The sequence below is a fragment of the Trinickia terrae genome (assembly GCF_005144415.1).
Taxonomy (GTDB): domain Bacteria; phylum Pseudomonadota; class Gammaproteobacteria; order Burkholderiales; family Burkholderiaceae; genus Trinickia_A; species Trinickia_A terrae.
In genome coordinates, this window is sequence record NZ_SWJE01000014.1 from 46618 (window position 1) to 72992 (window position 26375).

Here is a 26375-nt window from a genome sequence, read left to right on the forward strand (position 1 = left end):
GCTGCGAGCTTTCTGTTTCTATCGGATCATGGTCGTGATCCAAAGAACTGGCCGGTATCCCGAGCGATTTCGGCGAACTCGGCGCACACAGGTGTCGTCCGATATGGAGATGGATCCAAATCGACACCCCATCGCGCCATTTGATCTGATTATATAGTGCCAAGCGTCATTGATGCTTCAGGGGATTTGTACGCATCTGCCGAGCAACGCTGTAGTTGCCTTGAGCGCAGTGCATTGAAGTCACTGTGGTGTAGCTCAAGTACACCTTTGCCAGTCTGGCCCGCCCCTGATCGACCTTGATTAGCCTCGGTTTTGCAATTTGCGAGTTGCGCAAGGCATTAATTTATAAAGGGACGCGATACGTCCGCAAAACTCCGAAGGCAGGGGTTGCTGGTTCGATCCCAGCCGGGCACTTCATGTTCAGCGGATTGCACCTTTTGCGGTGCGACGCTCGCAACCACTCCCGTTGTTCCCATCACTACCCCTGCGGCGATTCCAGCTGCTCGCAAGTTTCCCAAAGCACGTACCCATTCGGACGAACGCTCGGCTTCGAGCGCCGTTTCGATTGCTGCAAGCGTCTCGAATACCGGCAGACCGGCGAATTCGGCCAGCTCGGCGATCTGGTTCGCCGAGCTGAACGACTGGCTTGGGGAGGAGGTGGTGCAGTTCGACAACTACGAGATTTCGCCGGCGCCGGTTGTGACGTAGTGCACGCGGCGATTCGGATTCGTGCGGCAGGGCCGCGCAGGATGGCCCTTACGCGTGCGCGGCTCGTTCCAACACTTCGCGAGCCGCACGCCCTAACACTTCTTCCGACCACTGATTGACGCTTTCGCCGGACACAGCGGCGGCGATGCCGACGCGCGCATGCACGTCCGGATCGATGCGCAACATCAGTTTCCCTGACGCCGGCTTTTGCGGCTTGCGTCCAGCCTGTTCGCAGTCGCTCAGATAGTGATCCACGGCCGCATGGAAATCATCGGTCAGTTCAGCCACGGTTTCACCGTGAAAGCTGATCTTGTCGTCCACGCCGAGCACGTGGCCGACAAAAATGTTGTCTCGCCCGTCGAAATCGATGCGGGCGAAATATCCCTTGTAGGTCATAGCGTTGGTCATGGCTTGATCCCCATTTCGATAAACCAGTCGCGCAAATCCTCTACCTGGTACCGCTTCGCCTCTTTGCCCGGATGTGGGCGGTGGTGATAGCGGCGCTTGCCGTTCAATTCGAAGGCGATGCGCGACCCTGCGCCTTCGTGGAGTGCGCCGCCCAAGTCGACGACGAGCGATTCGATTTCTGAAAACACGATGCCGCCCAAGGTCGGTTTCGTGAAGATCGCAGCGCGGGTGCGGGCGTGTTTCGATTTCATGCGCGCATGATAGCAAAAAGTGCTATCACGGGTGCATGTAGGCCGGCGGAATTTCCGCGCCTGTGAGCCGCTGGCGCTCGTGGCAGGATGAAGGGGCGGATGAGCGTGGCGAGCGGCGTGGTGAGGCTGCTGTGCTACCGGGGCGGTGCGTCTGAGATCAGGGGGGCGACCCACACCCACGCCGCAGCGGCAGGCGCGCGGTTCCCTCCCCGCCTGCGGGCTTTGCTTGGGTGGGTGGTTTTCGTGCGTCAGGCCACTCGGCGCTCAGGCCCTTGTGGCGCGGGATTTCGGGCGTTTGGGCGGGTGCGGAGATCGTGCGTTTTGATACGCAGAGATGCGTTTTAATACGTTTTAGTGTCGTCGATAGGTAACGCAAAATAAAGAAGCGGTTCAATCTCTAAACACCAAGGTGTGCATATCGTAGTGCAATGGGGGCGGCCGACAGGTAGCGCCGGCCGCCCCTTCAACCCTTCCTAAGTGTGCGCGGCCTGACGCTGCGCCGCCTTCTCCTCGGCATGCTTCTTTGCCAAGTGATGCCCCACGATGCAACCACCAACGGCTCCGGCAACCGCATGGTGGCCGGCGTAGTGACCGGCCACACCACCAACGACTGCGCCCTTGAGGCAGCCGGCCGCATTGGCGGTTCCTATGCTTGCGGAGACCAGCGCGGCGGTCAACGCGATAAGCCTGACTCTGTTTTTTCTCATTTTGTGATGTCCTTTTGTTGCACTCCCTGAGCGTAAGGGTGCCTGCCCTTCAATCAGTCGCGGTCCCAGCGACCGCGGTCGTGCCATTCATGCTCCCGCCATTCTCGACGGCGCCACTCGTGCTCCGGCCGTTCCCGCGCACGCCAACCGTCGTAGCCGCCATAGCTAACCGCGACGGGAGCAGGCGCATACGCGACAGGGGGAGGAGCGACGTAGACCGGTTGTGGCGGAGCATAAACGGCGCCAGGCAAGCCAACGCCAATGGCTACGTCAACATGGGCCGATGCCGCGGTCGATGCGGCCAGTGCCGCTGCCCCAAGTACCGCGTAGAGAATCGTCTTGTTCATTCCGCTACTCCTTGCACGTTACGTGCATTTCGTCGTGAATATGGCCATGACTTTACGCATGCAAACCTGGAACAGGTGCAACGGTTATGCGAGAGTGGTAACAGGCAGTTACCCTGGCGTCCTGTACGCACTATCGCCCGTCAAGGTGTTTCCGTCGCGCGAGGTCGACGCGAAATGCGCCCTTGAGATACCCACATTCAACAGCGCATCGCTCCCGGGGCGTGGTGCAGGCCCGGCTCGAATGGGCCGCGCTGCAAAGATGGTGCCGAGCTTTGACGGGACCTGGGCAGCAAGTGCGGGCTGGTAAAGAAAAGGCCTGTAAGTATCTCGACTTACAGGCCCAGCGGACTCAGGTTGCATGCCCTTTTACGTCATGAATTAGCAGACGCTAACAACCTCAAACATCAATATTCCCCGCCCTCAACGCATTCGACTCGATAAACGCCCTACGCGGCTCCACCTCATCGCCCATGAGCGTGGTAAAGATCCCATCCGCCGCGATCGCATCCTCGATCTGCACGCGAAGGAGACGCCGCACACTCGGATCCATCGTCGTCTCCCAAAGCTGCTCGGGATTCATCTCCCCGAGCCCCTTATACCGCTGCTTCGAGACATTCCGTTCCGCATCGGCAATCAACCACTTCATTGCGCTCTTGAAGTCGCTGACGGCCATGCTCCGCTCGCCGCGCTTGATGAGCGCGCCATTACCAATCAACCCCTTGAACGTATTGGCCGTATTCAAAAGCTGCTGATAATCCGCGGTCAACAAAAACTCTTCATCGAGAACAGAAACCTTCACATTCCCGTGATGCCACCGCTCGATCCGCAGCGACCGGAGCTCACGCACCTGGTCGTACATCGGATGCACGCTGATCTCTGGCTTCAGCGGATCATTGCGCAACGCAGCCTCAAGCGCCCGAGCCGAAGCCTCCGTGGAAGCCTCGCTCGACAAATCGATCGACACCCCATCCATCACAGCTTCCAGTGCGTTCTCGTCATACAGCCGGCTCAAGCGCTCGACCACGGCCCGTGCGAGCAAATACGACTTGGCGAGCTCGCCAAGCGCATCCCCCGCGATCGGCGCCGCGCCTTCGCTCGCCACCAGCTCCGAGCCCTGCAGCGCGAGCCGCAGCATATGCGCGTTCAGCTCCGCGGAGTCCTTCAGATACCGTTCGTCCTTGCCCGCCTTGACCTTGAAGAGCGGAGGCTGCGCGATATAGATGTAGCCGCGCTCGATCATCTCCGGCATCTGCCGGTAGAAGAACGTGAGCAGCAGCGTGCGGATGTGCGCGCCGTCGACGTCCGCGTCGGTCATGATGATGATGCGGTGATAGCGCAGCTTGTCGAGGTTGTAGTCTTCCTTGCCGATGCCGCAGCCAAGCGCAGTGATCAGCGTCACGATCTGCTCGGACGACAGCAGCTTGTCATAGCGCGCCTTCTCGACGTTCAGCACCTTGCCGCGCAGCGGCAAAATCGCCTGGAACTTGCGGTCGCGTCCTTGCTTGGCCGAGCCGCCTGCCGAATCACCCTCGACGATGTAGATCTCCGACTTCGCCGGATCCTTCTCCTGGCAATCCGCCAGCTTGCCGGGCAAGCCGACGCCATCGAGCACGCCCTTGCGCCGCGTCATCTCGCGCGCCTTGCGCGCGGCGTCGCGCGCGCGCGCCGCGTCGACGATCTTGCCGCAGATGATCTTCGCGTCGTTGGGAGTTTCGAGCAGGAACTCCTCGAGCGCCTTCGCGACCACTTCCTCCACCGGCGCGCGCACTTCCGACGACACCAGCTTGTCCTTCGTCTGCGAGCTGAACTTCGGCTCGGGCACCTTCACGGACAGCACGCACGAGAGCCCTTCGCGCATGTCGTCGCCGGAGGTCTCGACCTTCGCCTTCTTGGCGATCTCGTGATCGGCAATGTACTTGTTGATGACGCGCGTCATCGCGGCGCGCAGGCCGGTCAGGTGCGTGCCGCCGTCGCGCTGCGGGATGTTGTTCGTGAAGCACAGCACGTTCTCGTTGTAGCTGTCGTTCCACTGCATCGCCACTTCGACGCCCACGCCCTCCTTCTCGCCGACGATGTGAAAAATCGTCGGATGCAGCACGGTCTTCGTCTTGTTGATGTACTCGACGAACCCCTTCACGCCGCCGACGAACGCGAAATCGTCTTCCTTGCCCGAGCGCTGGTCGGTCAGGCGGATGCGCACGCCGTTATTGAGGAACGACAGCTCCCGAATCCGCTTGGCGAGAATGTCGTAGTGGTATTCGACGGTTCCGAAGATGGTCTGGTCCGCCATGAAATGCACTTCGGTGCCACGGTTTTCCGTGTCGCCAACCACCAGCATCGGCGAGACGGTCTCGCCGTTCACTTCCTCGATCACGCGGTTCTGCGCGACGCCGCGGTGGAACTCCATGAAGTGCTTCTTGCCGTTGCGGCGCACCGTGAGGCGCAGCCAGCTCGACAGCGCGTTCACGCACGACACGCCCACGCCGTGCAGCCCGCCCGACACCTTGTAGCTGTTCTGGTCGAACTTGCCGCCCGCGTGCAGCTCGGTCATCACGATCTCGGCGGCGCTGCGCTTGGGGTCGTGCTTGTCGTCGGTCTTGACGTCGGTCGGGATGCCGCGGCCGTTGTCGGCGACGGAGATGGAGTTGTCCGCGTGGATGATCACGTGGATGTCGTTGCAGTGCCCGGCGAGCGCTTCGTCGATGGAGTTGTCGAGCACTTCGAATACGAGGTGATGCAGGCCGGTGCCGTCAGACGTGTCGCCGATGTACATCCCCGGCCGCTTGCGCACGGCCTCCAGACCTTCGAGGATCTGAATGGACGAGGCGCCGTAGCTGTTGTCGGGTTGCGTATTTTGCTGTTCACTCATGGGATTTTTCCGGTTCTGCATTCACTGCTGCGTTACTGCTCGGGACTTCGCGAAGGCCCTTGGGAGACTCGCTCGCGGCCTACTCGATTCGCCATAAAAACGCCAAAGGGGCGCTGCGCCCCTTGGTGTGTTCTTATTGTTGGCCGCGTCAGATGCGCATTGGCATCACCACATACTTGAACTCTTCGTTCTCGGGAATGGTGATGAGGGCGCTGGAGCTCGCGTCGCCGACGCTCACTTGCAGCATGTCGACCTTCAGGTTCGCGAGCACGTCGAGCAGATACGTGACGTTGAACCCCATGTCGATGGTGTCGCCCTGATAGGCGATTTCCAGTTCTTCCTGCGCCTCTTCCTGGTCGGCGTTGGTCGACATGATCTTGAGCTGGCCCGGCTCGATGATGCAGCGCACGCCCTTGAACTTGTCGGAAGTCAGGATCGCCGCGCGCTGGAGCGAGCGCTGCAGCTCGTCGCGGCCGATCAGGAACTGGTTCTTGTGTGACTTCGGAATCACCCGCTGGAAGTCGGGGAACTTGCCTTCGACGAGCTTCGACACCAGCTCGACCTGGCCGAACGTGAACTTCACTTGCGTCGGCGCGATGTCGATCTTGAGGGTGTCGTCGATGTCTTCGAGCAGGCGCTGCAGCTCGAGAATCGTCTTGCGCGGGATGATCACTTCCTGGCGCGCGAACTCGCCCTCGATCTTCATCGACGAGTACGCGAGGCGGTGGCCGTCGGTCGCGACCGCCATCAGAGTGCTGCCGTCCACGACGAGCAGCATGCCGTTCAGGTAATAGCGGATGTCCTGCTGCGCCATCGCGAAGTGAACCATGCCGAGCAACTGGCGGAAGGTCTTCTGCGGCACCGACAGATTCGCGCCGAAATCCTTGGCCTGCGCGACGGTCGGGAACTCATCTGCGGCAAGTGTCTGGAGGGCGAAACGGCTCTTGCCGGATTGCACGGTCAAGCGCTTGTCGGAGAGGGTCAGGCTCACCTGGCCGTCGGGCATCGCGCGCAGGATGTCGAGCAGCTTGCGCGCCGCCACCGTCGTGGCGACCGATTCACCGCCGACGCCGAAATCGGCGCGCGTGGTGATCTGGAGTTCGAGGTCGGTGGACAGGAACGACACGTCCGGGCCGTTCTTGGTGATCAGCAGATTGGCGAGGATCGGCAACGTGTGGCGGCGTTCGACTATGCCGCTCACGGTTTGCAGCGGCCTAAGGAGGTTATCTCGTTCGGTCTTGACCAGTTGCATAGGGTTCCTTCGTTGATGTGACGGCCTGCGCGCCTCGCTCGGCAGCTTTGGTTACTTCCCGCTGGGTCCTTCTTGGCCTATTTGCGTGCGGCGCCGGCGCCCCGCCCAAGCACCGCCGGCATCTCGCCGCTTTCACTCCGGGCCCGTCCTGATTTTGTCTGGAGAATCCCGAAACCCGCCCGCAGCCGCCGGGCGGTTAAACCTATATTGTGCCTGAAAACGGAACCGCCCCCTTAAGATCGGGTCGTTTTGCGAAATAAACAGGCGTCCAAATGCCTCTTTGCGGGCATCGAGCGATTAGCCCTTCAATGTTTGCTCCAGCACGTGCAATTCGTGATTCAACTGCGCGTCCTTGCTGCGTTCGTCGGCGATCTTGCGCACCGCGTGCAGCACCGTGGTGTGATCGCGCCCGCCGAACAGCTCGCCGATCTCCGGCAAGCTCTTCTGCGTCAGCTCCTTGGCGAGATACATCGCGATCTGCCTCGGCCGCGCGATGTTCGCCGGACGCTTCTTCGAATACATGTCGGCGACCTTGATGTTGTAAAAGTCGGCGACCGTCTTCTGAATGTTCTCGACCGAGATCTGGCGGTTCTGCACCGTCAGCAGGTCTTTCAGCGCTTCCTTCGTCAGCTCGATCGAGATCTCGCGGCCGTGGAACTTCGAGTACGCGAGAATCTTGCGCAGCGCGCCTTCGAGCTCGCGCACGTTCGAGCGCAGGTGCTTGGCGACGAAGAACGCGACATCCTCCGACAGGCTCACGCCCTCCGACGCCGCCTTGCGCATCAGGATCGCCACGCGCATCTCGAGCTCGGGCGGCTCGATCGCGACCGTCAAGCCGGAGTCGAAGCGCGAGATCAGGCGATCGTCGATGCCCGAGATTTCCTTCGGGTAGGTATCGCTCGTGATGATCACCTGCGCCTTGTTCGCGACAAGGGCCTCGAACGCGTAGAAGAATTCCTCTTGCGTGCGCGACTTGCCGGAGAAGAACTGGATGTCGTCGATGAGCAGCAGGTCGAGCGAGTGGTAGTAGCGCTTGAAATCGTCGAACGCCTTGCGCTGGTACGCCTTCACGACGTCGGACACGTACTGCTCCGCGTGGATGTAGCGAATCCGCGCGCCGGCCTTGTCCATCAGCAACTGGTTGCCGATCGCATGGATCAAGTGGGTCTTGCCGAGGCCCACGCCGCCGTACAGGAAGAGCGGGTTGTACGAGACGCCCGGGTTGTCCGCGACCTGGATCGCCGCCGCGCGCGCGAGCTGGTTCGCCTTGCCGGTGACGAAGTTGTCGAACGTCAGCACCGGGTTCAGCTTCGAGCGCTCGTACATCGAGTCGGATTCGGGGCTGCCGGGCGCTGCGCCCGCGCCGGGGCGCCAGGTACGGCGCGCGGCGGCGGCTTCGTTCGCGTCGAGGCTCGGGAGGTCGAGGTCGGCGGCATCGTCGGCGGCGCTCGCGCCGCCTGACGGACCGCCGGCCTTTTGCGCCTGGGCGGCCTGCACCGCGCCGACTGCGGCCTCCACCGCCGCCGCGCCCGTGCGGCTCACCATCGTGGACGCAGGCGAGCGCAGCGCCCCGGCGGATGCCGCCTGCCCGCCCATCGGCGCACGCATGCCGGCCTTCGGATCGAGCACGAACTGGACTTCGACGGGCGCCTGCCAGAAATCGCGGGCGAGATCGGAGATGCGGCCGGAAAACTGGCTCTTGACCCAGTCGAGCTTGAAACGGTTCGGCGCAGCGATGGAAAGCGTGTTCGCGTCGGCGTCGAAGGCGACCGGGGCCAACGGTTTGATCCACGTCACATACTGCTGGGGCGTCAGCTCACGCTCCAGCAGTGCGGAACAGTGTTGCCAGAATTCGTTCATCAAGATGCAATCGTTTTTTAGGGCACGACTGCCCGCAGCCGTTACTGTCGCGCACGCGCAACAGGACCCTGAACGGCAATGCGAGCACGCTCCGGCGGCCTGTGCGGCAAGGGTTTGCGGCGAACAAGCGGGCCGAAGCGGCGTGCTGGATTCTTTGGATAAGGCGAGATTCTAACGCCAAACGCGACCGGCAAGTAAGTTATCCACAGGGCCGGATCAGCCCTGTTACAGCCTTTCGCAAGCCGTCCGCCCCTGTGGATCGCTGCCCTAAAGTATTGACGGCCAAGAGAAAACCAGTTTAAATAACGGGTTCCGCGAAAGCGAAAACGAATTTTGAACCCCGGGCCATTGCACTTGGCAGTGCGCGTGCGGACCATCTCAATCAAGTGAGAGCAACATGAAACGTACTTACCAACCTTCCGTGACGCGCCGCAAGCGCACCCATGGCTTCCGCGTTCGCATGAAGACCGCCGGCGGCCGCAAAGTGATCAACGCTCGCCGCGCGAAGGGCCGCAAGCGCCTCGCCATCTAAGGCAGGCTGCGCGCCGTGTCCGCCGCCTGCGGCAACGCGGGGGCCGGCAATGCGCCGCAGGGCTCGGTTCCGTTGCGAGCGCAAGCCGCCTTCCCCAAAGCCGCGAGGCTACTGAAAACGGATGAATTTTCATCCGTTTTTCGTTTGCGCCCCTGGCGCCGGTCGGCGCACTTCGTGGTCTACGCCCGGCCGACGGGCAACGATGCGCGCCTTGGGCTCGTGATCGGCAAGAAGTTCGCGCCGCGCGCGGCAACGCGCAACCTGGTGCGGCGCATCGCGCGCGAAGCGTTTCGCGTGCGCCGCGCCGATTTCGGCGGCTGGGACATCCTGCTGCGCCTGCATACGCGCTTCGACAAGAAGGCGCTGCCGAGCGCCGCGTCGGCGCCGCTGAAGATGTTGTGCCGCAGCGAGATCGACGAGCTGCTCAGCAAGGCGGCGCGCGAGATCGCCAGGCGCCAGGCTTTGCCGCCTGTCGGCGCGAGCACGGGTTCTCCCGCCACGGATTGACAGCGCCGCCGCATTCGCCGATGGCCCGGATGCGCCCGGCGCCGGAATACGCCGGCATGTCGAAGCCGGCTCGATTGCTTGTTGCCGAGGGGCGGCGCGCTACGCCGCCAATGCCATGCAAACGGTACTGCTAGCGTTACTGCGCTTCTACAAGATTGCCGTGAGCCCCATGCTCGGCAACCGGTGCCGCTTTTACCCGTCTTGTTCTGATTACGCGCGCGAAGCAATCCAGTATCATGGCGCCGCGCGCGGGACTTACCTCGCCGCCCGGCGCCTTTGCCGCTGCCACCCGTTTTCCGCGGGCGGGATCGATCTCGTGCCGCCCCCTACCTCTGAAAAGCGCTGAGGCGCCGTTCCATCGACACTGAGACAACGCATGGATATCAAACGCACCGTCCTATGGGTGATCTTCTTCATGTCAGCGGTCATGTTGTTCGACAACTGGCAACGCGACCATGGACGCCCGTCGATGTTCTTCCCGAGCGCGACGCATACGCAGACCGCGCCGGGCACGACCGCATCCGGCACACAGGCGTCCGACCTGCCGACGGCGAGCACCCCGGGCGCGGCAGCTGCCGCACCAGGCGCAACGGCGCCGCAAGCGCCGCAGGCGGCCCAAGCCCAGCTGGTGCACTTCAGCACCGACGTCTATGAAGGCAACATCGACACGCGCGGCGGCACGCTCTCGAAGCTCACGCTGACCAAGCACGGCGCCACGAACCAGCCCGATCTGAACGTCACGCTCTTCGACCGCACGGCAGACCACACGTATCTGGCTCGCACCGGCCTGGTCGGCGGCGATTTCCCGAATCACGACGACATCTTCACGCCGGCCGCCGGCCCGCGCTCGCTGACCGACGACCAGAAGACGCTCGCGCTGAGCTTTGAGTCGCCGGCCAAGGGCGGCGTTAAGGTCGTGAAGACCTACACGTTCACGCGCGGCAGCTACGTGATCGGCGTGGACACGAAGATCGAGAACGTCGGCACGGCGCCCGTCACGCCGACCGCCTACATGGAGCTCGTGCGCGACAGCCAGCCGGTCGAGACGCCGCGCTTCTCGCACACGTTCATCGGGCCGGCGGTCTACACGAGCGAGCACCACTTCCAGAAGATCACCTTCAGCGACATCGACAAGAACAAGCAGGACTACGCGAGCTCCGCCAACAACGGCTGGATCGCGATGGTGCAGCACTACTTCGCGTCGGCGTGGATTCCGCAGGAAGGCGTTCAGCGCAGCATCTACGTGCAGAGGATCGATCCGAACCTGTACCGCGTCGGCGTGCAGCAGCCGCTCAAGACGATCGCGCCGGGACAATCGGAAGACGTCAACGCGCGCCTCTTCGCTGGTCCTGAAGAAGAGCGCATGCTCGAAGGCGTCGCGCCGGGCCTCGAGCTCGTGAAGGACTACGGCTGGGTCACGATCATCGCCAAGCCACTCTTCTGGCTGCTCGAGAAGATCCATACGTACGTCGGCAACTGGGGCTGGTCGATCGTGCTGCTGACGCTCTTGATCAAGGCTGTGTTCTTCCCGCTGTCGGCGGCGAGCTACAAGTCGATGGCGCGCATGAAGGAAATCACGCCGCGCATGCAGGCGCTGCGCGAGCGCTTCAAGAGCGACCCGCAAAAGATGAACGCGGCGCTGATGGAGCTCTACAAGACCGAGAAGGTCAATCCGTTCGGCGGCTGCCTGCCGGTGGTCGTGCAGATTCCGGTGTTCATCTCGCTGTACTGGGTGCTGCTGTCGTCGGTGGAAATGCGCGGCGCGCCGTGGATTCTGTGGATTCACGACCTCTCGCAGCAAGACCCGTTCTTCATCCTGCCGGTGCTGATGGCCGTGTCGATGTTCGTGCAGACCAGGCTGAACCCGACGCCGCCGGACCCCGTGCAAGCCAAGATGATGATGTTCATGCCGATCGCGTTCTCGGTCATGTTCTTCTTCTTCCCGGCCGGTCTCGTGCTGTATTACGTCGTGAACAACGTGCTGTCGATCGCGCAGCAGTACTACATCACGCGGATGATGGGCACGGCGAAGAAGAAGCCGGCCTGATGCGACGCGGATGGATTGCCATCCGCTTGCTGTGACGGTCTGGCGCAGTCACGAAAAAGCCGCCCGGTTTGCGCCGGGCGGCTTTTTGTTTGGATGAGCGATTTCTGGAATGTCTCGAGCCGATGGCCGGCAAGGGCTTCAGCTGCGCTAACGCTCGGCCCCGTCTCCATAGAACTGCTCGATCAGCTCCTGCACCAAATACCGATGATGAGGCGACAGCGCCTCGATCTTCGACGCCAGCTCGATCGTCTCCGGCGTCAGCGGATATTTCTCGTCGCGTGGCAGTGGCCTGGGCGTCGAGCGGGCGGCCGCGCTCGGCGGCGGCCCGTAGTGCAGCCAGTGGAGATCGACGCGCAACCAGTCGGCGAGCGTCGCGAGCTTGTCGGACGTGGGAATCGTGCGGCCGGTCAGCCACTTGTGTGCGGTCTGCGGCGAAATCGAATTCTCGCCGTGATGGCGCAGATTGAAGTGCAGGGCAAGCTCGGTCCCGCCCGAAATTTTCTCGGGGCTGCGCAGCAGCGCGAACTTGAGGCGCTCGGAGAACGCCATTTTTTCTTCGACGGTTGGCATCACAAAATTGTGCAGTTCAGCCAGCGTGAAGAAGACAACCAATCAAGCTACATTTAGCCGATATCGGCACGGTTTTAGCTGGGATACGCGGCGAAAAGCAGAAATATGCGATTGCCGGTACATCGCACGAGCCCTTACCCATCAAGCATATTCGGCGACTTCGGTCTCAATGATAGAAGATATTATTAGGAAATTTCTTATCTCATTTGAGATAAATCACCTGTTCTGTACATGGCTGCTCAGGCTTCGCCACGGTCGTCGAAGCCAAGCGACCCGCGCGCTACAATGCGCTGCGTTTTCGGCAAGCGTGCGCGCACGCTAGCTCCCGGCTTCTTCTCGATTACTCCAGCGCTGCTCCGCCATGCTCGCCACTGACTCCGATCCGATCGTCGCCATTGCCACCGCTCCTGGCCGGGGAGGCATCGGGGTCGTGCGGGTGTCGTTCGGACGCGCCGGGGAAGCCGCCGCGCGCGCGCTGATGCAGGCGCTGTGCGGCCAGCCGCTCGCGCCGCGTCATGCGAGCTACGTGCCGTTCCTCGACCAAAGCGGCAATGCGCTCGACCGCGGCATCGCGCTGTACTTCCCTGCGCCGCATTCGTACACGGGCGAGCACGTGCTCGAACTGCAGGGCCACGGCGGGCCGATCGTGATGCAACTGCTGCTGCAACGCTGCATCGATGCGGGCCGAGCCTTCGCGCTGCGGCTCGCGGAGCCCGGCGAATTCACGCGCCGCGCGTTCTTGAACGACAAGCTCGACCTGGCGCAGGCCGAAGCCGTCGCCGATTTGATCGAAGCGAGCACCGAGGCCGCCGCGCGCTCAGCAGGGCGTTCGCTCGAAGGCGCGTTTTCGCGCGACATCCATACGCTCGTCGAGGACGTCATCACGCTGCGCATGCTCGTCGAAGCAACGCTCGATTTCCCCGAAGAGGAGATCGACTTTCTCGAAGCCGCCGACGCACGGGGCAAGCTCGCGCATATCCGCGAGCGTCTCGCGCAGGTGCTCGCCGATGCACGACAGGGGGCGCTGCTGCGCGAAGGGTTGTCGGTGGTGCTGGCGGGACAGCCGAACGTCGGCAAGTCGTCGCTCCTGAATGCGCTCGCCGGCGCCGAACTCGCGATCGTCACGCCGATCGCCGGCACCACACGCGACAAGGTTTCGCAAACCATCCAGATCGAAGGCATCCCGCTGCACGTGATCGATACGGCCGGGCTGCGCGAAACGGAGGACGAAGTCGAGAAGATCGGCATCGCGCGTACGTGGAACGAGATCGAGCGCGCGGATGTCGTGCTGCATCTGCTCGATGCGCGCGTCGGGTCGACCGGCGAGGATCATGCGATCGCCGCGCGCTTCCCGGCGGGCGTGCCCGTCGTGCGCGTGTTGAACAAGACGGATCTGACGGGGCTTGCGACGTCGGTCGCACGGCTTGGCGGTGAAAGCGACGCCGATGTCTCTGAAGTGCGGCTGTCGGCGAAGAAAGGCGAAGGCATCGATTTGTTGCGCGCGCAATTGCTGCGGATCGCGGGATGGCAGGCAGGGGCGGAGAGCGTTTACCTCGCACGCGAGCGGCATCTGATTGCGCTGCGCGCAGCGCAGGATCACCTCGCGCTCGCGGCCGACCACGCGAATCAGAACGCGCAGGCGCTCGATTTGTTCGCCGAAGAACTGCGGCTCGCGCAGGAGCAGTTGAATTCGATCACCGGGGAGTTCACGTCGGATGACTTGCTCGGCGTGATTTTCAGCCGCTTCTGCATCGGCAAATAAGGTCAAATCCGCACAACTTCGGCGATTTGCAGTGTACGCATTGCGATTACACTGATCGGCTGTTCCGCCTGATCTTATCGGTACCCATCCACTGAGCCGAGCCGCAGCATGCCGATCAACTACCTTCGCGGATTCACCACGCCCGAGCGCACCGACGCCACCAATCGCCGCCTGGGGCGCTCGCTCGCCTTCGTCGCCGGAGCCGCCAATGCTGGCGGGTTTCTCGCGGTCGGGCAGTACACCTCTCACATGTCGGGGATCGTGTCGTCGCTGGCCGACAACCTTGCGCTCGGGGAGTTGAATCTCGTCGTCGCGGGGCTGAGTTCGCTGCTGTCGTTCCTCTGCGGGGCGGCGACCTCCGCGATCCTGATCAACTGGGGCCGCCGGCATCGTTTGCGCGGCGTGTATGCGACGCCGCTCGTGATCGAGGCGGCGCTGCTGCTTTGCTTCGGCCTGATCGGGTCGCAACTCGAGCAGCACCGGCTGCTTTTCCTGCCGGCGACGGTCTGCCTGCTGTGTTTTGTCATGGGGTTGCAGAACGCGATGATCACCAAGATTTCGCGCTCGGAGATCCGCACAACACACGTGACGGGCCTCGTCACGGACATCGGAATCGAGCTCGGCAAGCTGTTCTACTGGAACGGGTCCGCCCCGCGGCCGTCCGCCGATGCGGACTTCGTCCGTGCCGACCGGCAGAAGCTCGCGCTGCTCGGTTCGCTGCTGGTTTCGTTTCTCTCGGGGGCCTGGCGGGCGCAATCGGCTTCAAGCACCTGGGCTATGTTTCGACACTGCCGCTCGCGGTCGTGCTGCTTGCGTTGGCGGCGGTGCCGCTCGTCGACGATATGCGGGGGCAGCGGGGATAGCAGAGACGGCATGCGAACAACCAGCCGGCGCAGGCAGTTTTCCGATTGTCCTGATTTGGATAACAGTGAATTCAGAACCTAGGTATTCACCCTAGTCGATTGTCCCTCTAGACTGTTGTCATCAGCTACGAACAACCGTGTTTGTAGCTCCTCACACAACAATCCTCTGAGGTAATCGTCATGAAATCGCTGATCAAAGCCATTGCTGTTGCTCTCGTTCTCGCCGCACCGGTCGCATCGTTCGCGCAGTCGAACCAGCCGCTTACACGCGAGCAGGTCCGTGCGGATCTCGTGCAGGTCGAAAAGGCCGGATATAGCCCGCTCGATTGGATGCACTATCCGGATAACATTCAGGCCGCTGAAGCCCGCGTCGCGGCGCAAAAAGGCGCAGCGGCGGACACTTCAGGTTACGGTTCGGTTAGTCGCGATTCGTCCCAGTCGGGGCAGCGCGGTGAATGAAGTGACGGCGACCTCGTATTCCGCACCGGTGTATGTTGGTCGTTGATCGACTAGTGCGGTGTCGCTCGACGTGATGCCGGCTTGGGCGGTAGCCGCCCATAGGTAAGCCGAAAAAATCAGGCCCGTGACTCTTAGGAGCGCGGGCCTGATTTGTTCCATTCGTACCGGCGGCCTCTCAGCGGCAGGCTAATCCGGAAGCGCCGCGATCGCGTTCAACAAATCGCACACGAGCGACTCCTCCGCAGCAAGGAACTCCGGCGAATCGGGATCGAGATCTTCGTGGCACGGCTTGCCCTGCGCTTTGCGGATGGCCCTGACGCTCGTCGCCACTGCCCGCGCCTTGCGGTACAGCACGTGATCCCATGCAAGCAGAGGTTCGTTTTCGCTTTCCATACTACGGTTGTCGGCAGGCGAGGGGTGAAGCTTTAGCGTTTTCGAGCGGCACGCCTAAGAAGCGAGCGCGCGGGAAGATGTCCGCCGAGCGTTTCAGAGCTGAAACCCGAGCCCGGCTTGGCCTGTGCGCAAAGCCCCGGTTATCCACAAAATCCGTGCGCACAGTTGTGGATAACCTCGGGAGCCCTTCGCCAACCCCTTGGTGAAGAAGCGACTTTCCGTTTTGCTGCGCACCAAGCGACAAACGCCACGCAAGCTGGCGCATTCGAGAAGACGGCTTGACGGCTGCTCAAAGCTTCTCGGCCTTTCCATTTCGCCCCGATCCCGCGAACCCGGGACGTCGATGCATGTGCGATCGCTTCGTCGGCGGGTATGCCGCTTGCGCGGCTACCGTTGTTCGTAGGCTTTGGACAAAAGGGGGAACAGTCATGCTGCGACTCAAACGAACCGCAATATTTGGCGTCATCGGAACGCTATCGGCGCTGTTGCTTCTGAGCGGCTGCACGCTCGGCGGGGCGGCCGTGGGTGGCGTCGTCGGCAATGAGGTCACGCACCACAGCACCGCAGGCACGATAGGCGGCGCAGTGGCAGGCGGTATCGTCGGTTACGAGCTCGGCAGATAACGCATCAGCGCTTCGGCCGAGTGAAGTCATAAAGACGGTGCCCGTGCAAGCTATTGACGATACGACTGCGCAGTCGCTCCCGGCGGTAGTGACCGGCAATCAAAATACTCGCAAATACCAAGACCGAGATTCCTATCGCCATGCCGACCAATGTCTCGTCCATGGTTGCATCCTCGCGAAGTCATGCCATGCGCATGAGAATACTTCGTCCGGACGCATACTGACAGGGTTTACCAGCGTCAATATTTGCTATCACGCTTTAGCAGAAAGGGTCTGTTGCCGAGGGGCAAAAAGAAGCCCGCAAAAGCGGGCTAATCGGTCCTCCCACATGCGCGGACCGAGGGCCGGCCTCGCGCATGGATGCATCGTGCTCGCGTCCGACAAAAGCGAATGTGCGATGAGCGACCATCCGGCAAACATCGCACGGCTCGAAAACCCGCGATCGCCATGGCAGCCGATTCTCAGTGCCGATGCAGCAAGCTGCGCAGCGGATGACGCCAGTCGATTCGCCGCGCATCCTCGCTTTGCACCTGCTGTCGGTGCTCCTGCCACAACTCGTCCGAAAACAGGAATGCGACAATTAATAAGGGCAGGACGAGAAATGCGCCAAGTATCAGGTGCTCGATCACGATGGCCTCCGCATCGCCGGACTTCAAACAACGTCGTCTCATTTTAGGCTTGGTCCGGCGCCGGTAGTTTGCGAATCCGCTATGAGCGCGTGGTCTCGCCCTCACTTCCGTTTATGCCCCGTTTCAGGGCCCGCGAAACGGCGGGGCACGGCGGCGGCCGCCGATACGAAACTCGGCGAATGAGGGCGCCGCCGATTATGCTGCCGCCTTCTTCCAAGCCGCAGCAAACACCGCAGCGCAAATCAGCAGCGCCCCGCCGCCGCGGTTCACCGCGCGTTGCACGTTGGTGCTGCGAATCGCACGCCGCGCGCCCGATGCGAGCATTGCATAGCCGAACGCATTGAGCGACGCGAGCACGATGAAGGTCGCTTCGAAAATCGCGATTTGCGGCCAGATGGGCGCATGCGTGTCGATGAACTGCGGCACGAAGGCGACGAAGAAGATGATGCTCTTGGGATTGAGCGTCGTCACCGCGTAGGCGTGCGCGAAGATGCGGCCTGTGCGCGTCTCGGAGATGTCAGCCGCACCGGGATCGCCGACAGGCGCCCGCCAGAGCTTGATGCCCAGGTAGACCAGATAGGCGGCGCCGGCCCACTTGAGCGCGGCAAACCAGGCCGCTGACGCGGCGAGCAGCACGCCGAGTCCGAGCATCGAAGCGGTCATCGCCGTCAGGTCGCCGAGCGCGACGCCCGCAGTGGTGGCGAACGCGTAACGGCGCCCGTGGCCGAGTGCATACGAAACGACGAGCAGCACGGTAGGGCCGGGAATGGCGACGAGAATCGCCGATGCAATCGCAAACGGCAGCCAGTGAGCGAGGGTCATGAGTTTCTCCACGGAATAGCCTGATTTATCCATGAACCGGCGTGCCGCGCAAGGCGACTTTTCTCTTGAAGATGAAGATGCGCCACGCGTTCGTGCGGCCCACCGCCTGCCCACGATTATTCATATGCATAAATCGCTCTTGAAGGGGCACGTTTCGTGCGTAATAGCCTCTATAACTCCCTGCATGACGAAAGCCATCGCACAAGCAGGCATTCTTTTTATTCTGTATTCAGTCCCATATGTCGCGCTGGCAAGCGAGCATTGGAAACGACTTTATGTGCAGCGCATCAAAGGCGTTTTCGAATTAGTTAGCAGCTTAATTGTTGATCGACGCTTGCAACGTCATCTCGAAGAGCCTTATCTGGCTTAACGCGGACCCATCCACAGACGAAGCCGTGTCGACAGAATCTGGCAGTTCGAAACCCACTAAGGACCGGCTCGGAAGGTGCGGCAATTCGCCACTATTGCGAGCGCACACAAGATGTGCTTGTTGTTCGAAAAGCTTGATCTAGGATAAGAGTTGCGGGTTCTCGATTGCCTTTAAATACATAGCTAACCTGAGTAACAACCCGCATGGAGGTAGACCATGATGAAGCGTGCAGGGATTCTCTTCACCGTCGTTGGCTTGTTTGCAGCGGCGTCGGTAGCGCAGGCGCAGGATGCGCTCAAGCCGCAGCAAACCTTCCAGTTCGTAGCGAACTCCTACGGGTGCTTGTCGAAGGACAAACTCGACTCCGCCTACCAACATGCGCAAGCTGGCGAGCAGCAGCAAATGCAGGAGTACTTCTCAGGCTATCAATGCCTGTCGACGCCTGAGCACGCGGACTTCCGCGTCGTGCGCGTGGTCGGTCACGATGTCGAATTCGTGAACGCAGGCAACGGCGATACTGAAGGACTCTGGACGAGCGACCGCTTCATCAAGCAATGACCTCTGAAGCCGCCTCGCGGCTGAAGCACTGAACACCGGCGCGCCGACCGCGCAACGTCGGCGGCATTGTCGCGCATAGCGACGCAGGCGGCTTGGTTCACGCCAAGCCGCCATCTGTGTTTTTTGGCACGACGCCACGCCGGCGTCATACCCTTCCGTACAATTTCCCGCGCCGAATCCGCTCATTCGGTATCATCACGCGCCAACCAGTCGGGTCGGCGCGCTGCATGCGTCACTCGAAACCCTGCCCCCATTCCCATGACTCGCCAACCGCGGGTCACATCTGGTGCTGCATGGCTCTCAAATCGACGATCTACAAAGCGGAACTGCAAATTGCCGACATGGACCGGCACTACTACGGCGATCACGCGCTGACGATCGCGCGCCACCCGTCGGAAACCGACGAGCGGATGATGGTGCGCGTTGCCGCGTTCGCGCTCTTCGCGCACGAACGGCTCGAATTCTGCAAGGGCCTGTCCGACACCGACGAGCCCGACCTCTGGCAAAAGGACCTGACGGGCGCCATCGAGACGTGGATCGAGGTCGGCCAGCCCGACGAGCGGCGCATCGCGAAGGCGAGCGGGCGCTCCAACGAAGTCGTCGTGATCGCGTACGGCGGGCGGACTTCGGACATCTGGTGGCAGGGCGTGCGCAGCAAGGTCGAGCGTTTGTCGAACGTGACCGTGTGGTCGCTGGGCGAAGGTGTCGCCGATGCGCTCGGCGGCCTTGCGGAGCGGACGATGCGCCTTCAGATGACCGTACAGGACGGCGCGGCGTGGCTCGGCAGCGCCGATGCCGATCCGGTCGCGATCGAATGGACGGTGTTGAAGGCGCCCGAGCAAGCGTGACCTGGCATGGAAAGGGAAACGCAAAAAGCGCGGCATCGCACCACGGCGCGCCGCGCTTTTGGCTTTCAGCGCGACGGCGCGGGCGCCGCTTCGGGCGGCCCCTTCAGCTCGACCATGTTGTGCTCCGGGTCGAACAAATAGAGCGACGGACCGTAGCCATCGGCGCCGTAGCGCCGGCCGACTTCGCCGAGCTCGACGCCGAGCCCGCCAAGATGGGCGAGCAGCGCTTCGGCATCGAACGGATCGACGCGCAGGCAAAGGTGATCCATGTTGCGGCCCGCGCCGGGGACGCCGCTGTCGGGACGATCGATCGGCCCGCCGGTCGCGAGCAAGTCGATCAGCGAACGGCCTGCGCGAAGCTGGATCAGGCCGATGTCGCGCTGCTCTTTTTCGACATTGCAGCCGAGCACATTGCAATAGAAGCGCGTCATCGCCTCGAGATCGGCGACGCGAATCACGACGTGATCGATCTCGCGAATCGTGAAGTTCATTTCGGGTGCCTCCTGTGTCGGCCGGAGTTCAAAGCTGTGAACCAACGGCTATCCGCCTGATGGGACCGAAGATTGCAGCGTAAGTTTACCTCCGGCGTGCGACGCTCTTATGAGCGCCCAGCGCGAGGAAAGCGGGGGAGCGGATGGACGGACAACGGACGAAAAAAAGCCCGCTCACAAGGAACGGGCTTAATCCATATCAGGAGGAGACATGGAGGAGACAGGAACCACTATACACAACCGGATGGTGCGACGCAATATCCTTTGTATCAAAAGTTGTTAAATGAACAAACTGTCGCGCTTTAGCACCGCGCAACTTCGTCATACAGCCGTCATATAGTGCGCCGAATGACAGCGCAAGATCCGGGGCGTAGTGTTCCGGGATGAGGCCTACAGTCAAATCGTCTACTTGTGATCCGAGGACGAGATGAAAACCACTTATCCGACCGATGCCGAACGCTGGACCGCTGTCGCCGGGCGCGACACGCAAGCCGACGGCGAATTCTTCTACGCCGTGAAAACCACAGGCGTGTTCTGCCGCCCGTCGTGCGCGTCGCGCCAGCCGCGGCGTGAAAACGTCGATTTCTTCGCCACGGCGGACGAAGCGCGTGCCGCCGGCTATCGCGATTGCAAGCGCTGCCAGCCTGGCGGCCTGCCGCGCGAGCTGGCGATCGTGAACCGCGCCTGCGCCGCGCTCGACGCCGATCCGCAGCAGCGCCTCACGCTCGCACAGCTGAGCGACGCGGTCCACGTCAGCCCGTTCCACCTGCAGCGCCTGTTCAAGCGCGTAGTCGGCGTGTCCCCGCGGCAGTATCAGGCGGCGCGGCGCGGCGCGGCACTGCGCGACGCCTTGCAGCGCGGCGACGGCGTCACCCGGGCGGCCGCCGACGCCGGCTACAGCTCGGCGTCGCGTCTCTACGAAACCGCGGCAAGCGAGCTCGGGATGTCGCCTTCGACGTACCGGCGCAAGGGCGCGGGCCTGCGCGTCCACTACGCCAGCGCGCAGACGACGCTCGGCTTCGTGCTGGTCGCCGCGACCGGCAAAGGCATCTGCCGGATCGCCTTCGGCGACGACACCGGCGCGCTGACCGGCGAGCTGCGCGAAGCCTTCGCGAACGCCGAGCTGATCGAAGACCGCGCGCGCATCGCGCCGTTCATCGCGCAGATCGAGGCCTATCTGCAGGGCACGCGGCAAGCGTTCGACCTGCCGCTCGACGTCGCGTCGACGGCATTCCGGCAGCGCGTCTGGGACGCGTTGCAGCGCATCCCGTACGGCCAGACGCGCAGCTACACGCAGATCGCCGAGTCGCTCGGCTTGCCCAACGCCGTGCGAGCCGTGGCGAGCGCGTGCGCATCGAACCCGGTCGCGCTGGCGATTCCGTGCCATCGCGTCATCCAGAAGGGCGGCGCGCTCGCGGGCTATCGCTGGGGCCTGCCGCGCAAGGCGGCCTTGCTCGAGGCCGAAGCGCAGCACGCGCATGAGGCAAGCAAGCCGCAAACAGTGGACGACGCCGCTTGAGCGCCGCCGCCCGTGTCGTCACGCTCGAACTGCCGTTCAAGGCGCCGTATGACTGGCCGCGCGTCCTGCGGTTTTTCGCCGGACGCGCGAGCCCCGGCGTCGAAGCCATCGAAGACGGCGCCTATCGCCGCGCGGTCGAATGGCAGGGCGCGGCCGGCACGCTGATCGTCAAGCGCCACGCGCGCAAGCACTGTCTCGTGGCGACGATCGAAGGCGCAGCGAGCCAACATGCCGACACGCTCGCCCCGCATCTCGCCAGGATGTTCGATCTCGGCGCGAACCCCGCTGAGATCGGCGGACATCTCGCCCGCGATCCATGGCTCAAGCCGCTCGTCGAAGCCGTGCCGGGCTTGCGCGTGCCCGGCGCGTGGTCGGGCTTCGAGCTCGTGGTGCGGGCCATCGTCGGCCAGCAGGTGAGCGTGAAGGCCGCGACGACGATCGTCGGCCGGCTCGTCACGCGCGCCGGGCAGCGCATCGACGACCATCCGCACGAAGGCACCGCATGGCGCTTCCCGACGCCCGCCACGCTCGCGAGCGCCGACCTCGCGCAGATCGGCATGCCGGGCAAGCGCGTCGCCGCGCTCCAGGGCTTCGCGCGAGCCGTCGCCTCGGGCGCCGTGCCGCTCGACGCCGCGAGCGCCGCGCCCGCCGATCCAGCCGCGTTGCGCGCGACGCTCCTGGCGCTGCCCGGCATCGGCCCGTGGACCGTCGAATATGTCGCCATGCGCGCGTGGCGCGACGCCGACGCCTGGCCGGACAAAGACCTCGTCCTGATGCAATCGATCATCGCGCGCGACGCGGCGCTCACGCGGCCTGCCGCGCAGCGCGCACGCACCGAAGCATGGCGCCCGTGGCGCGCATACGCGGCGATGCATCTCTGGAACGAAGTGACGGACCGTGCAAACGGCGCCCGCGGCGGCTGACCGACGCTTGCAAAGGCCCCCGGGCAAGGGCCGCGCAAAACCGCGGAATTGCCCGCAAACCCTCGCCGGCATTGGGTTCAAGCGAGCTAGTCGGGTAAATGTTAAAGTGCCCGCTACCCAAAAATTTCAGTAGGACGCCGTGCTTCGCGGCACGGCGTCCTTTGCGTCTGGTTCCCGTCGATGCCCAACACCCAACCATCTCAACACTCCGCGGCGCTCGAGCGCCGTTTGTCTGTGCTGACTTCCGGCGCGGCGCGCGACGTGCTGGCGCAAGGCCTGCGCGGTATCGAAAAGGAGAGCTTGCGCGTGACGCGCGACGGTGCGCTGGCGATGACGCCGCATCCGCGCGCGCTCGGTTCCGCGCTCACACACCCGTCGCTCACGACCGACTACTCGGAAGCGCTGATCGAGCTGATCACGCCGGCCGAGCACGATCCCGCGGTGACGCTCGAGCGGCTCGAGGAGCTGCATCGCTTTGTCTACTCGCAGCTCGGCGACGAGCTGCTGTGGAACCTCTCGATGCCCGGCCAGCTGCCCGCCGACGACGAGATCCCGATCGCCCAATACGGCACGTCGAACATCGGCAGGCTGAAGACCGTCTACCGGCACGGCCTCGCGCTGCGCTATGGCCGCACGATGCAATGCATCGCCGGCATCCACTACAACTACTCGCTCGCCGACGAAGTGTGGCGCCTGCTGCACACGGAGCAGAACTCGACCGCAAGCGCCGTTGATTTCCAGTCCGAACGATACTTGGCGCTGATCCGCAATTTCCGGCGCACGAACTGGCTGCTGATGTACCTGTTCGGCGCATCGCCCGCGCTCGATCGCGAGTTCCTGCGCGGCAAGCCGCACAAGCTCGAAACGTTCGATGCCGACACGCTCTATCGCCCATACGCGACGAGCCTGCGGATGAGCGACCTCGGCTACTCGAACACGACGGCGCAAGCCGCGCTACAGGCCGACTACGACACGCTGCCCGGCTATCTCGACGCGCTGGCGAAGGCGGTAAGCCAGCCGTATCCGCCGTACGAGGCGATCGGCACGCATCGCGACGGCCAGTGGGTGCAGATCAACACGAACGTGCTGCAGATCGAAAACGAGTTCTACTCGACGATCCGGCCCAAGCGCGTCACCCATCCGGGCGAGCGGCCGCTGCATGCGCTGGCTGCGCGCGGCGTGCAGTACGTCGAAGTGCGCTGCCTCGACATCGACCCGTTCGAGCCGACCGGCATCGCGCTTGAAACGGCGCGTTTTCTCGATGCCTACCTGCTCGCCTGCGCGCTCGACGACAGCCCGCTCCTGCCGCCCGATGCCTACGCCGAGGCGAATGCAAACTTCGGCCGCGTCACGCTCGAAGGACGCAAGCCCGGCCTTGAGCTCGCGCGCGACGGGCAGCCGGTGGCGATGCAGGATTGGGCAGCGGAATTGCTGTCGAAGATCGACCTCACTGCCCAGGCACTCGACGCGCTGCACGGCAACGACGCCCACACGCGCGCCGTCGCGGCGCAACGCTCGAAGTTAGCCGACGCCTCGCTGACGCCCTCGGCCCGCGTGCTGCAGACGATGCGCGACAAGCAGCAGAGCTTCCTCGCCTTCGGCCGCGCACAGAGCGAAGCGCATGCCGCCTGGTTCCGCGCGCGCCCGCTGCGTGCGGACGCCGCCCGCGAAGCCGCCGCGCTCGCGGCGCAATCGCTCGACGAGCAGGCGCAGCTCGAGCGCAACGAGGTCGGCTCGTTCGACGCGTTCGTCGCCGCCTATCGGGCGTACACGTTGAACCGCTTCAGCGTTTGAGTCAGGCCGAAGAAGGCATCGAAGCGCGCTGCCGCGCCGCGCCTCGATGTCCTTCCGCCATTCAGCAGCCCTCACGAACGCTTGCGAAACGCGTTCGCCTTCGGACGGTCCAACTTTGTGTCGTTGCTAAAGCGCCGACGCAATCGCCGCGCCCGCGCTGACGCGATTTGTCCGCTATTTGCAGGACAAAAGGAGGGCAGATCCGATGAAACGCGTGCTTTTGATCATGCTGCTGCCGGCGTGGCTTGTCGGCTGTTCGTCGAGCGGCGAGATCAGCCCGGACACGATGCAGACCGCGACCGAGCCGCTCACGTGCCAGGTTCCGTCGGAATGCGCCCAATGGTGGACGCGGGCGCGGGAATGGGTAGCGCGTCACGCCAATTACGCGATGCAGGCCTCCACCGATTCCCTGATCCAGACCGCGGGGCCGGCCGGCGGAAGCCGGGCGCTGGCTTACCAGATCACACTGACGCTGAACCACGACGGCACGGCGACGATCGGCTTCGCCGCGCATTGCGACAGCGCGTTCGGCTGCAATCCGAATCCGTGGCAGGCGGGCGCGGACTTCAAGCTGTACGTGAGGTCGGGATCGGCCGCCCCGGCGCGCGCGCCGGCCGCCCCTGGAAGCTTCGCGCCGCCGCGGCTGCGCACAGGCATATCACAGCAGTCAGCGGCGCCGCGGCCTTCGCTCAGTGTCCCATCGCCGGACCGGCGCCCTTGCGCGGCTTCGTGACCCACACCAGCAACGCGAGCGCGACGAACCCGACGCACGAAATCCGGAAGAAATCGTTGGTCGCCATCATGTAGCCCTGCGTCGTCACGATCTGGTTGAGTTGCGCGGTGAGGCCGTCGCCGACGAGGCCGAGGCTCGAGAGCGCGCCGCTGTAGTCGGTCGTGTTCTGCGAATAGTTGCTCACCGATTCGGCCAGCACGGCGTGGTGATAGATCGCGTCGTTTTCCCAGTAGGTCGTGCTGGCCGCGGTGCCGATCGCCCCCGAAAGCGTCCGCAGGAAATTCGACAAGCCCGACGCGCTCGCCAGCCGCTCGTCCGAAATGCTCGAGAGCGTGATCGTCGTCATCGGCACGAAGAAGCACGCGACGCCGATCCCCTGCATGAGCCGCGGCAGGATCACGTGATTGAAGGGCACGTCGAGCGTGAACGTCGAATTCCAGTACGAGACGACGGCGAACACGACGAACGCGAAGCTCGCCACCATGCGCAGATCGAGCCGGTGCATGTTGCGTCCGATCATCGGCGAGAGCACGAGCGCAAGCAGGCCGACCGGCGCCGTCGCGAGACCGGCGAGCCCGGCCGTGTAGCCCATCACCGTCTGCAGCCAGAGCGGAAAGATCACGACCGAGCCGAAGAACGCCATGAAGCCGAACGAGATGATCATCGCGCCGAGCGCGAAGTTGCGGTCCTTGAACAGCGACAGGTCGACGACCGGCTCTTTCTCCGTGGCCTCCCACGCGAGCATGAACGCGAGCGATATCGCCGCGATGATCGCGAGCGCGAGGATGAAGCGCGAGTTGAACCAGTCGCGGTCCTTGCCGAGGTCGAGCATCATCTGCAGGCACGACACGCCGATCACGAGCAGCGCGAGGCCGATCGCGTCGATGCGCTGCTTGGTGATTTTCGTCTCGCGGCCGCGCAGCAGGAAGAACGCGCAGACGGCCGAGAACAGGCCGATCGGCACGTTGATGTAGAAGATCCATGGCCACGTGTAGTTGTCGGTGATCCAGCCGCCCATGACCGGCCCGAAGATCGGCGCGACGATCACCGTCATCGCCCACAACCCCAGCGCGAGGCCGCGCTTTTGCGGCGGATAGCTGCGCATCAGGATCGTCTGCGAGAGCGGCACCATCGGACCCGACACGAGCCCCTGGAGCAGCCGGAAAGCGATCAGCGATTCGAAGTTCTGCGCGAACCCGCACAGCGCCGAGGCGATCGTGAACAGCAGCACCGATAGCGTGAAGAGCCGCACTTCGCCCACGCGGCGCGCGAGCCAGCCGGTCAGCGGCACAGCGATGGCCGAGGCGACCGAGTACGACGAGATCACCCAGGTGCCCTGGCTGGACGCTACGCCCAGGCTGCCCGAGATGGTCGGCACCGCGACGTTGGCGATCGACGTATCGAGCACCTCCATGAACGTGCCGAGCGCGAGCCCGACCGTCAGCAGGGCGAGCGCGCCGCCTTGCAGGGGCGCGGGGCTGGCCGTCGCGCCGGCCGATGCGGCGGGAGTTGCCGTGCTTGTCATGCTTG

The 26375-nt window shown here is 63.4% G+C and carries 28 protein-coding genes and 2 pseudogenes; 15 read left to right on the plus strand and 15 right to left on the minus strand.

Annotated elements, in window-relative coordinates:
• Positions 1 to 343: 343 nt before the first annotated feature.
• The 8 genes and pseudogenes from FAZ69_RS33390 to dnaA all read right to left on the minus strand — a co-directional run.
• A pseudogene (locus FAZ69_RS33390) lies at positions 344 to 629 on the minus strand (transcriptional regulator); the annotation flags it as partial.
• Between the two features lie 127 nt (positions 630 to 756).
• The gene (locus FAZ69_RS23635) at positions 757 to 1116 is read right to left on the minus strand and encodes a type II toxin-antitoxin system HicB family antitoxin (protein ID WP_136897524.1); all 360 of its coding nucleotides are present in this window, start codon (positions 1114 to 1116) and stop codon (positions 757 to 759) included.
• Positions 1113 to 1316 carry a type II toxin-antitoxin system HicA family toxin gene (locus tag FAZ69_RS23640; RefSeq protein ID WP_240702436.1) on the minus strand — a complete coding sequence of 68 codons (204 nt, stop codon included), beginning with the start codon at positions 1314 to 1316 and terminating at the stop codon, positions 1113 to 1115. Before FAZ69_RS23640 ends, FAZ69_RS23635 begins: the two co-directional genes overlap by 4 nt.
• Positions 1317 to 1840: 524 nt before the next feature.
• Positions 1841 to 2074 carry a hypothetical protein gene (locus FAZ69_RS23645; RefSeq protein WP_136897526.1) on the minus strand — a complete coding sequence of 78 codons (234 nt, stop codon included), beginning with the start codon at positions 2072 to 2074 and terminating at the stop codon, positions 1841 to 1843.
• 53 nt (positions 2075 to 2127) lie between these two features.
• The gene (locus FAZ69_RS23650; RefSeq protein WP_136897527.1) at positions 2128 to 2421 is read right to left on the minus strand and encodes a hypothetical protein; all 294 of its coding nucleotides are present in this window, start codon (positions 2419 to 2421) and stop codon (positions 2128 to 2130) included.
• A 397-nt stretch (positions 2422 to 2818) separates the two neighbouring features.
• Entirely contained in the window at positions 2819 to 5290 is a 2472-nt protein-coding gene (gene gyrB / locus FAZ69_RS23655) for a DNA topoisomerase (ATP-hydrolyzing) subunit B (protein ID WP_136897528.1), read from the minus strand.
• Between the two features lie 148 nt (positions 5291 to 5438).
• Positions 5439 to 6542 carry a DNA polymerase III subunit beta gene (gene dnaN, locus FAZ69_RS23660; protein ID WP_136897529.1) on the minus strand — a complete coding sequence of 368 codons (1104 nt, stop codon included), beginning with the start codon at positions 6540 to 6542 and terminating at the stop codon, positions 5439 to 5441.
• A 297-nt stretch (positions 6543 to 6839) separates the two neighbouring features.
• The gene (gene dnaA / locus FAZ69_RS23665) at positions 6840 to 8402 is read right to left on the minus strand and encodes a chromosomal replication initiator protein DnaA (protein ID WP_136897530.1); all 1563 of its coding nucleotides are present in this window, start codon (positions 8400 to 8402) and stop codon (positions 6840 to 6842) included.
• A gap of 397 nt (positions 8403 to 8799) precedes the next feature.
• Here dnaA and rpmH point away from each other — a divergent pair, with 397 nt between their 5' ends.
• The 4 genes from rpmH (at position 8800) to yidC (ending at position 11488) form a co-directional block, all read left to right on the plus strand.
• Positions 8800 to 8934: a 50S ribosomal protein L34 gene (gene rpmH / locus FAZ69_RS23670; RefSeq protein ID WP_004198824.1), complete on the plus strand. Its 135-nt coding sequence runs from the start codon at positions 8800 to 8802 to the stop codon at positions 8932 to 8934.
• Positions 8935 to 8949: 15 nt separating this feature from the next.
• Positions 8950 to 9441 carry a ribonuclease P protein component gene (locus FAZ69_RS23675; RefSeq protein ID WP_136897531.1) on the plus strand — a complete coding sequence of 164 codons (492 nt, stop codon included), beginning with the start codon at positions 8950 to 8952 and terminating at the stop codon, positions 9439 to 9441.
• A 115-nt stretch (positions 9442 to 9556) separates the two neighbouring features.
• The gene (gene yidD / locus FAZ69_RS23680; protein WP_136897532.1) at positions 9557 to 9787 is read left to right on the plus strand and encodes a membrane protein insertion efficiency factor YidD; all 231 of its coding nucleotides are present in this window, start codon (positions 9557 to 9559) and stop codon (positions 9785 to 9787) included.
• A 30-nt stretch (positions 9788 to 9817) separates the two neighbouring features.
• Positions 9818 to 11488, plus strand: a complete 1671-nt coding sequence (gene yidC / locus FAZ69_RS23685) for a membrane protein insertase YidC (RefSeq protein ID WP_136897533.1) — start codon at positions 9818 to 9820, stop codon at positions 11486 to 11488.
• 147 nt (positions 11489 to 11635) lie between these two features.
• On the opposite strand, the gene FAZ69_RS23690 is transcribed toward yidC, so the two are convergent.
• Positions 11636 to 12058, minus strand: a complete 423-nt coding sequence (locus tag FAZ69_RS23690) for a transcriptional regulator (protein ID WP_169708746.1) — start codon at positions 12056 to 12058, stop codon at positions 11636 to 11638.
• 361 nt (positions 12059 to 12419) lie between these two features.
• On the opposite strand from FAZ69_RS23690, the gene mnmE reads away from it, so the two are divergent.
• The 3 genes and pseudogenes from mnmE to FAZ69_RS23705 all read left to right on the plus strand — a co-directional run bounded on the left by mnmE (position 12420) and on the right by FAZ69_RS23705 (position 15142).
• Positions 12420 to 13820 (plus strand): tRNA uridine-5-carboxymethylaminomethyl(34) synthesis GTPase MnmE, encoded by a 1401-nt coding sequence (mnmE, locus tag FAZ69_RS23695; RefSeq protein ID WP_136897535.1) that lies wholly within the window; start codon positions 12420 to 12422, stop codon positions 13818 to 13820.
• A gap of 108 nt (positions 13821 to 13928) precedes the next feature.
• Positions 13929 to 14683, plus strand: a pseudogene (locus FAZ69_RS23700) (YoaK family protein).
• 180 nt (positions 14684 to 14863) lie between these two features.
• Complete coding sequence (locus tag FAZ69_RS23705) at positions 14864 to 15142, plus strand: DUF4148 domain-containing protein (protein ID WP_136897536.1); 279 nt, start codon at positions 14864 to 14866, stop codon at positions 15140 to 15142.
• A gap of 186 nt (positions 15143 to 15328) precedes the next feature.
• Here the strand turns inward: FAZ69_RS23705 and FAZ69_RS23710 are convergent, their stop codons facing one another.
• A complete protein-coding gene (locus tag FAZ69_RS23710; RefSeq protein WP_136897537.1) occupies positions 15329 to 15535 on the minus strand; it encodes a hypothetical protein in 207 nt (68 codons plus the stop codon).
• A gap of 428 nt (positions 15536 to 15963) precedes the next feature.
• Here FAZ69_RS23710 and FAZ69_RS23715 point away from each other — a divergent pair, with 428 nt between their 5' ends.
• Positions 15964 to 16158, plus strand: a complete 195-nt coding sequence (locus tag FAZ69_RS23715; protein ID WP_136897538.1) for a glycine zipper 2TM domain-containing protein — start codon at positions 15964 to 15966, stop codon at positions 16156 to 16158.
• Between the two features lie 4 nt (positions 16159 to 16162).
• On the opposite strand, the gene FAZ69_RS33395 is transcribed toward FAZ69_RS23715, so the two are convergent.
• From FAZ69_RS33395 to FAZ69_RS23725, 3 genes are all read right to left on the minus strand, one after another.
• On the minus strand, positions 16163 to 16321 hold the full coding sequence (locus tag FAZ69_RS33395; RefSeq protein ID WP_169708747.1) for a hypothetical protein: 159 nt from the start codon (positions 16319 to 16321) through the stop codon (positions 16163 to 16165).
• 298 nt (positions 16322 to 16619) lie between these two features.
• The gene (locus FAZ69_RS23720; protein WP_136897539.1) at positions 16620 to 16814 is read right to left on the minus strand and encodes a hypothetical protein; all 195 of its coding nucleotides are present in this window, start codon (positions 16812 to 16814) and stop codon (positions 16620 to 16622) included.
• Positions 16815 to 16982: 168 nt separating this feature from the next.
• A complete protein-coding gene (locus FAZ69_RS23725) occupies positions 16983 to 17609 on the minus strand; it encodes a LysE family translocator (protein WP_136897540.1) in 627 nt (208 codons plus the stop codon).
• A gap of 31 nt (positions 17610 to 17640) precedes the next feature.
• Here FAZ69_RS23725 and FAZ69_RS23730 point away from each other — a divergent pair, with 31 nt between their 5' ends.
• The 3 genes from FAZ69_RS23730 (at position 17641) to FAZ69_RS23740 (ending at position 19385) form a co-directional block, all read left to right on the plus strand.
• Positions 17641 to 17979: a hypothetical protein gene (locus FAZ69_RS23730; protein ID WP_136897541.1), complete on the plus strand. Its 339-nt coding sequence runs from the start codon at positions 17641 to 17643 to the stop codon at positions 17977 to 17979.
• A 216-nt stretch (positions 17980 to 18195) separates the two neighbouring features.
• Positions 18196 to 18537 carry a surface attachment protein Sap1 gene (gene sap1 / locus FAZ69_RS23735; protein ID WP_136897542.1) on the plus strand — a complete coding sequence of 114 codons (342 nt, stop codon included), beginning with the start codon at positions 18196 to 18198 and terminating at the stop codon, positions 18535 to 18537.
• A 293-nt stretch (positions 18538 to 18830) separates the two neighbouring features.
• Positions 18831 to 19385 carry a YaeQ family protein gene (locus FAZ69_RS23740; RefSeq protein WP_136897543.1) on the plus strand — a complete coding sequence of 185 codons (555 nt, stop codon included), beginning with the start codon at positions 18831 to 18833 and terminating at the stop codon, positions 19383 to 19385.
• A 65-nt stretch (positions 19386 to 19450) separates the two neighbouring features.
• Here FAZ69_RS23740 and FAZ69_RS23745 read toward each other — a convergent pair whose 3' ends face one another.
• Positions 19451 to 19876 (minus strand): VOC family protein, encoded by a 426-nt coding sequence (locus tag FAZ69_RS23745; RefSeq protein ID WP_136897544.1) that lies wholly within the window; start codon positions 19874 to 19876, stop codon positions 19451 to 19453.
• Positions 19877 to 20303: 427 nt separating this feature from the next.
• Between FAZ69_RS23745 and ada the strand changes: the two genes are divergently transcribed.
• From ada to FAZ69_RS23765, 4 genes are all read left to right on the plus strand, one after another.
• Positions 20304 to 21395, plus strand: coding sequence for a bifunctional DNA-binding transcriptional regulator/O6-methylguanine-DNA methyltransferase Ada (gene ada, locus FAZ69_RS23750; RefSeq protein ID WP_136897545.1), 1092 nt, complete (start codon positions 20304 to 20306; stop codon positions 21393 to 21395).
• Positions 21392 to 22318 carry a DNA-3-methyladenine glycosylase family protein gene (locus FAZ69_RS23755; RefSeq protein ID WP_136897546.1) on the plus strand — a complete coding sequence of 309 codons (927 nt, stop codon included), beginning with the start codon at positions 21392 to 21394 and terminating at the stop codon, positions 22316 to 22318. The genes ada and FAZ69_RS23755 overlap by 4 nt, the downstream gene beginning before the upstream one ends.
• Before the next feature lie 180 nt (positions 22319 to 22498).
• Positions 22499 to 24112: a glutamate--cysteine ligase gene (gshA, locus tag FAZ69_RS23760; protein WP_136897547.1), complete on the plus strand. Its 1614-nt coding sequence runs from the start codon at positions 22499 to 22501 to the stop codon at positions 24110 to 24112.
• Between the two features lie 205 nt (positions 24113 to 24317).
• A complete protein-coding gene (locus FAZ69_RS23765; RefSeq protein ID WP_136897548.1) occupies positions 24318 to 24845 on the plus strand; it encodes a hypothetical protein in 528 nt (175 codons plus the stop codon).
• Here the strand turns inward: FAZ69_RS23765 and FAZ69_RS23770 are convergent.
• On the minus strand, positions 24802 to 26370 hold the full coding sequence (locus FAZ69_RS23770; protein ID WP_136897549.1) for a DHA2 family efflux MFS transporter permease subunit: 1569 nt from the start codon (positions 26368 to 26370) through the stop codon (positions 24802 to 24804). The genes FAZ69_RS23765 and FAZ69_RS23770 overlap by 44 nt on opposite strands.
• Between the last annotated feature and the right edge of the window lie 5 nt (positions 26371 to 26375).

Excerpts from the sequence above, each read along its gene's own strand:
- FAZ69_RS23725 (WP_136897540.1), bottom strand. The coding sequence starts at position 17,609 with ATGACCCTCGCTCACTGGCTGCCGTTTGCGATTGCATCGGCGATTCTC.
- ada (WP_136897545.1), top strand. The coding sequence starts at position 20,304 with ATGAAAACCACTTATCCGACCGATGCCGAACGCTGGACCGCTGTCGCC.
- FAZ69_RS33395 (WP_169708747.1), bottom strand. The coding sequence starts at position 16,321 with ATGGACGAGACATTGGTCGGCATGGCGATAGGAATCTCGGTCTTGGTA.
- rpmH (WP_004198824.1), top strand. The coding sequence starts at position 8,800 with ATGAAACGTACTTACCAACCTTCCGTGACGCGCCGCAAGCGCACCCAT.
- gyrB (WP_136897528.1), bottom strand. The coding sequence starts at position 5,290 with ATGAGTGAACAGCAAAATACGCAACCCGACAACAGCTACGGCGCCTCG.
- yidD (WP_136897532.1), top strand. The coding sequence starts at position 9,557 with ATGCAAACGGTACTGCTAGCGTTACTGCGCTTCTACAAGATTGCCGTG.
- FAZ69_RS23650 (WP_136897527.1), bottom strand. The coding sequence starts at position 2,421 with ATGAACAAGACGATTCTCTACGCGGTACTTGGGGCAGCGGCACTGGCC.
- FAZ69_RS23715 (WP_136897538.1), top strand. The coding sequence starts at position 15,964 with ATGCTGCGACTCAAACGAACCGCAATATTTGGCGTCATCGGAACGCTA.
- FAZ69_RS23740 (WP_136897543.1), top strand. The coding sequence starts at position 18,831 with ATGGCTCTCAAATCGACGATCTACAAAGCGGAACTGCAAATTGCCGAC.
- FAZ69_RS23645 (WP_136897526.1), bottom strand. The coding sequence starts at position 2,074 with ATGAGAAAAAACAGAGTCAGGCTTATCGCGTTGACCGCCGCGCTGGTC.
- FAZ69_RS23730 (WP_136897541.1), top strand. The coding sequence starts at position 17,641 with ATGAACCGGCGTGCCGCGCAAGGCGACTTTTCTCTTGAAGATGAAGAT.
- FAZ69_RS23705 (WP_136897536.1), top strand. The coding sequence starts at position 14,864 with ATGAAATCGCTGATCAAAGCCATTGCTGTTGCTCTCGTTCTCGCCGCA.
- FAZ69_RS23690 (WP_169708746.1), bottom strand. The coding sequence starts at position 12,058 with ATGCCAACCGTCGAAGAAAAAATGGCGTTCTCCGAGCGCCTCAAGTTC.
- mnmE (WP_136897535.1), top strand. The coding sequence starts at position 12,420 with ATGCTCGCCACTGACTCCGATCCGATCGTCGCCATTGCCACCGCTCCT.
- dnaN (WP_136897529.1), bottom strand. The coding sequence starts at position 6,542 with ATGCAACTGGTCAAGACCGAACGAGATAACCTCCTTAGGCCGCTGCAA.
- dnaA (WP_136897530.1), bottom strand. The coding sequence starts at position 8,402 with ATGAACGAATTCTGGCAACACTGTTCCGCACTGCTGGAGCGTGAGCTG.
- FAZ69_RS23710 (WP_136897537.1), bottom strand. The coding sequence starts at position 15,535 with ATGGAAAGCGAAAACGAACCTCTGCTTGCATGGGATCACGTGCTGTAC.
- sap1 (WP_136897542.1), top strand. The coding sequence starts at position 18,196 with ATGATGAAGCGTGCAGGGATTCTCTTCACCGTCGTTGGCTTGTTTGCA.
- FAZ69_RS23770 (WP_136897549.1), bottom strand. The coding sequence starts at position 26,370 with ATGACAAGCACGGCAACTCCCGCCGCATCGGCCGGCGCGACGGCCAGC.
- FAZ69_RS23765 (WP_136897548.1), top strand. The coding sequence starts at position 24,318 with ATGAAACGCGTGCTTTTGATCATGCTGCTGCCGGCGTGGCTTGTCGGC.
- FAZ69_RS23745 (WP_136897544.1), bottom strand. The coding sequence starts at position 19,876 with ATGAACTTCACGATTCGCGAGATCGATCACGTCGTGATTCGCGTCGCC.
- gshA (WP_136897547.1), top strand. The coding sequence starts at position 22,499 with ATGCCCAACACCCAACCATCTCAACACTCCGCGGCGCTCGAGCGCCGT.
- yidC (WP_136897533.1), top strand. The coding sequence starts at position 9,818 with ATGGATATCAAACGCACCGTCCTATGGGTGATCTTCTTCATGTCAGCG.
- FAZ69_RS23635 (WP_136897524.1), bottom strand. The coding sequence starts at position 1,116 with ATGACCAACGCTATGACCTACAAGGGATATTTCGCCCGCATCGATTTC.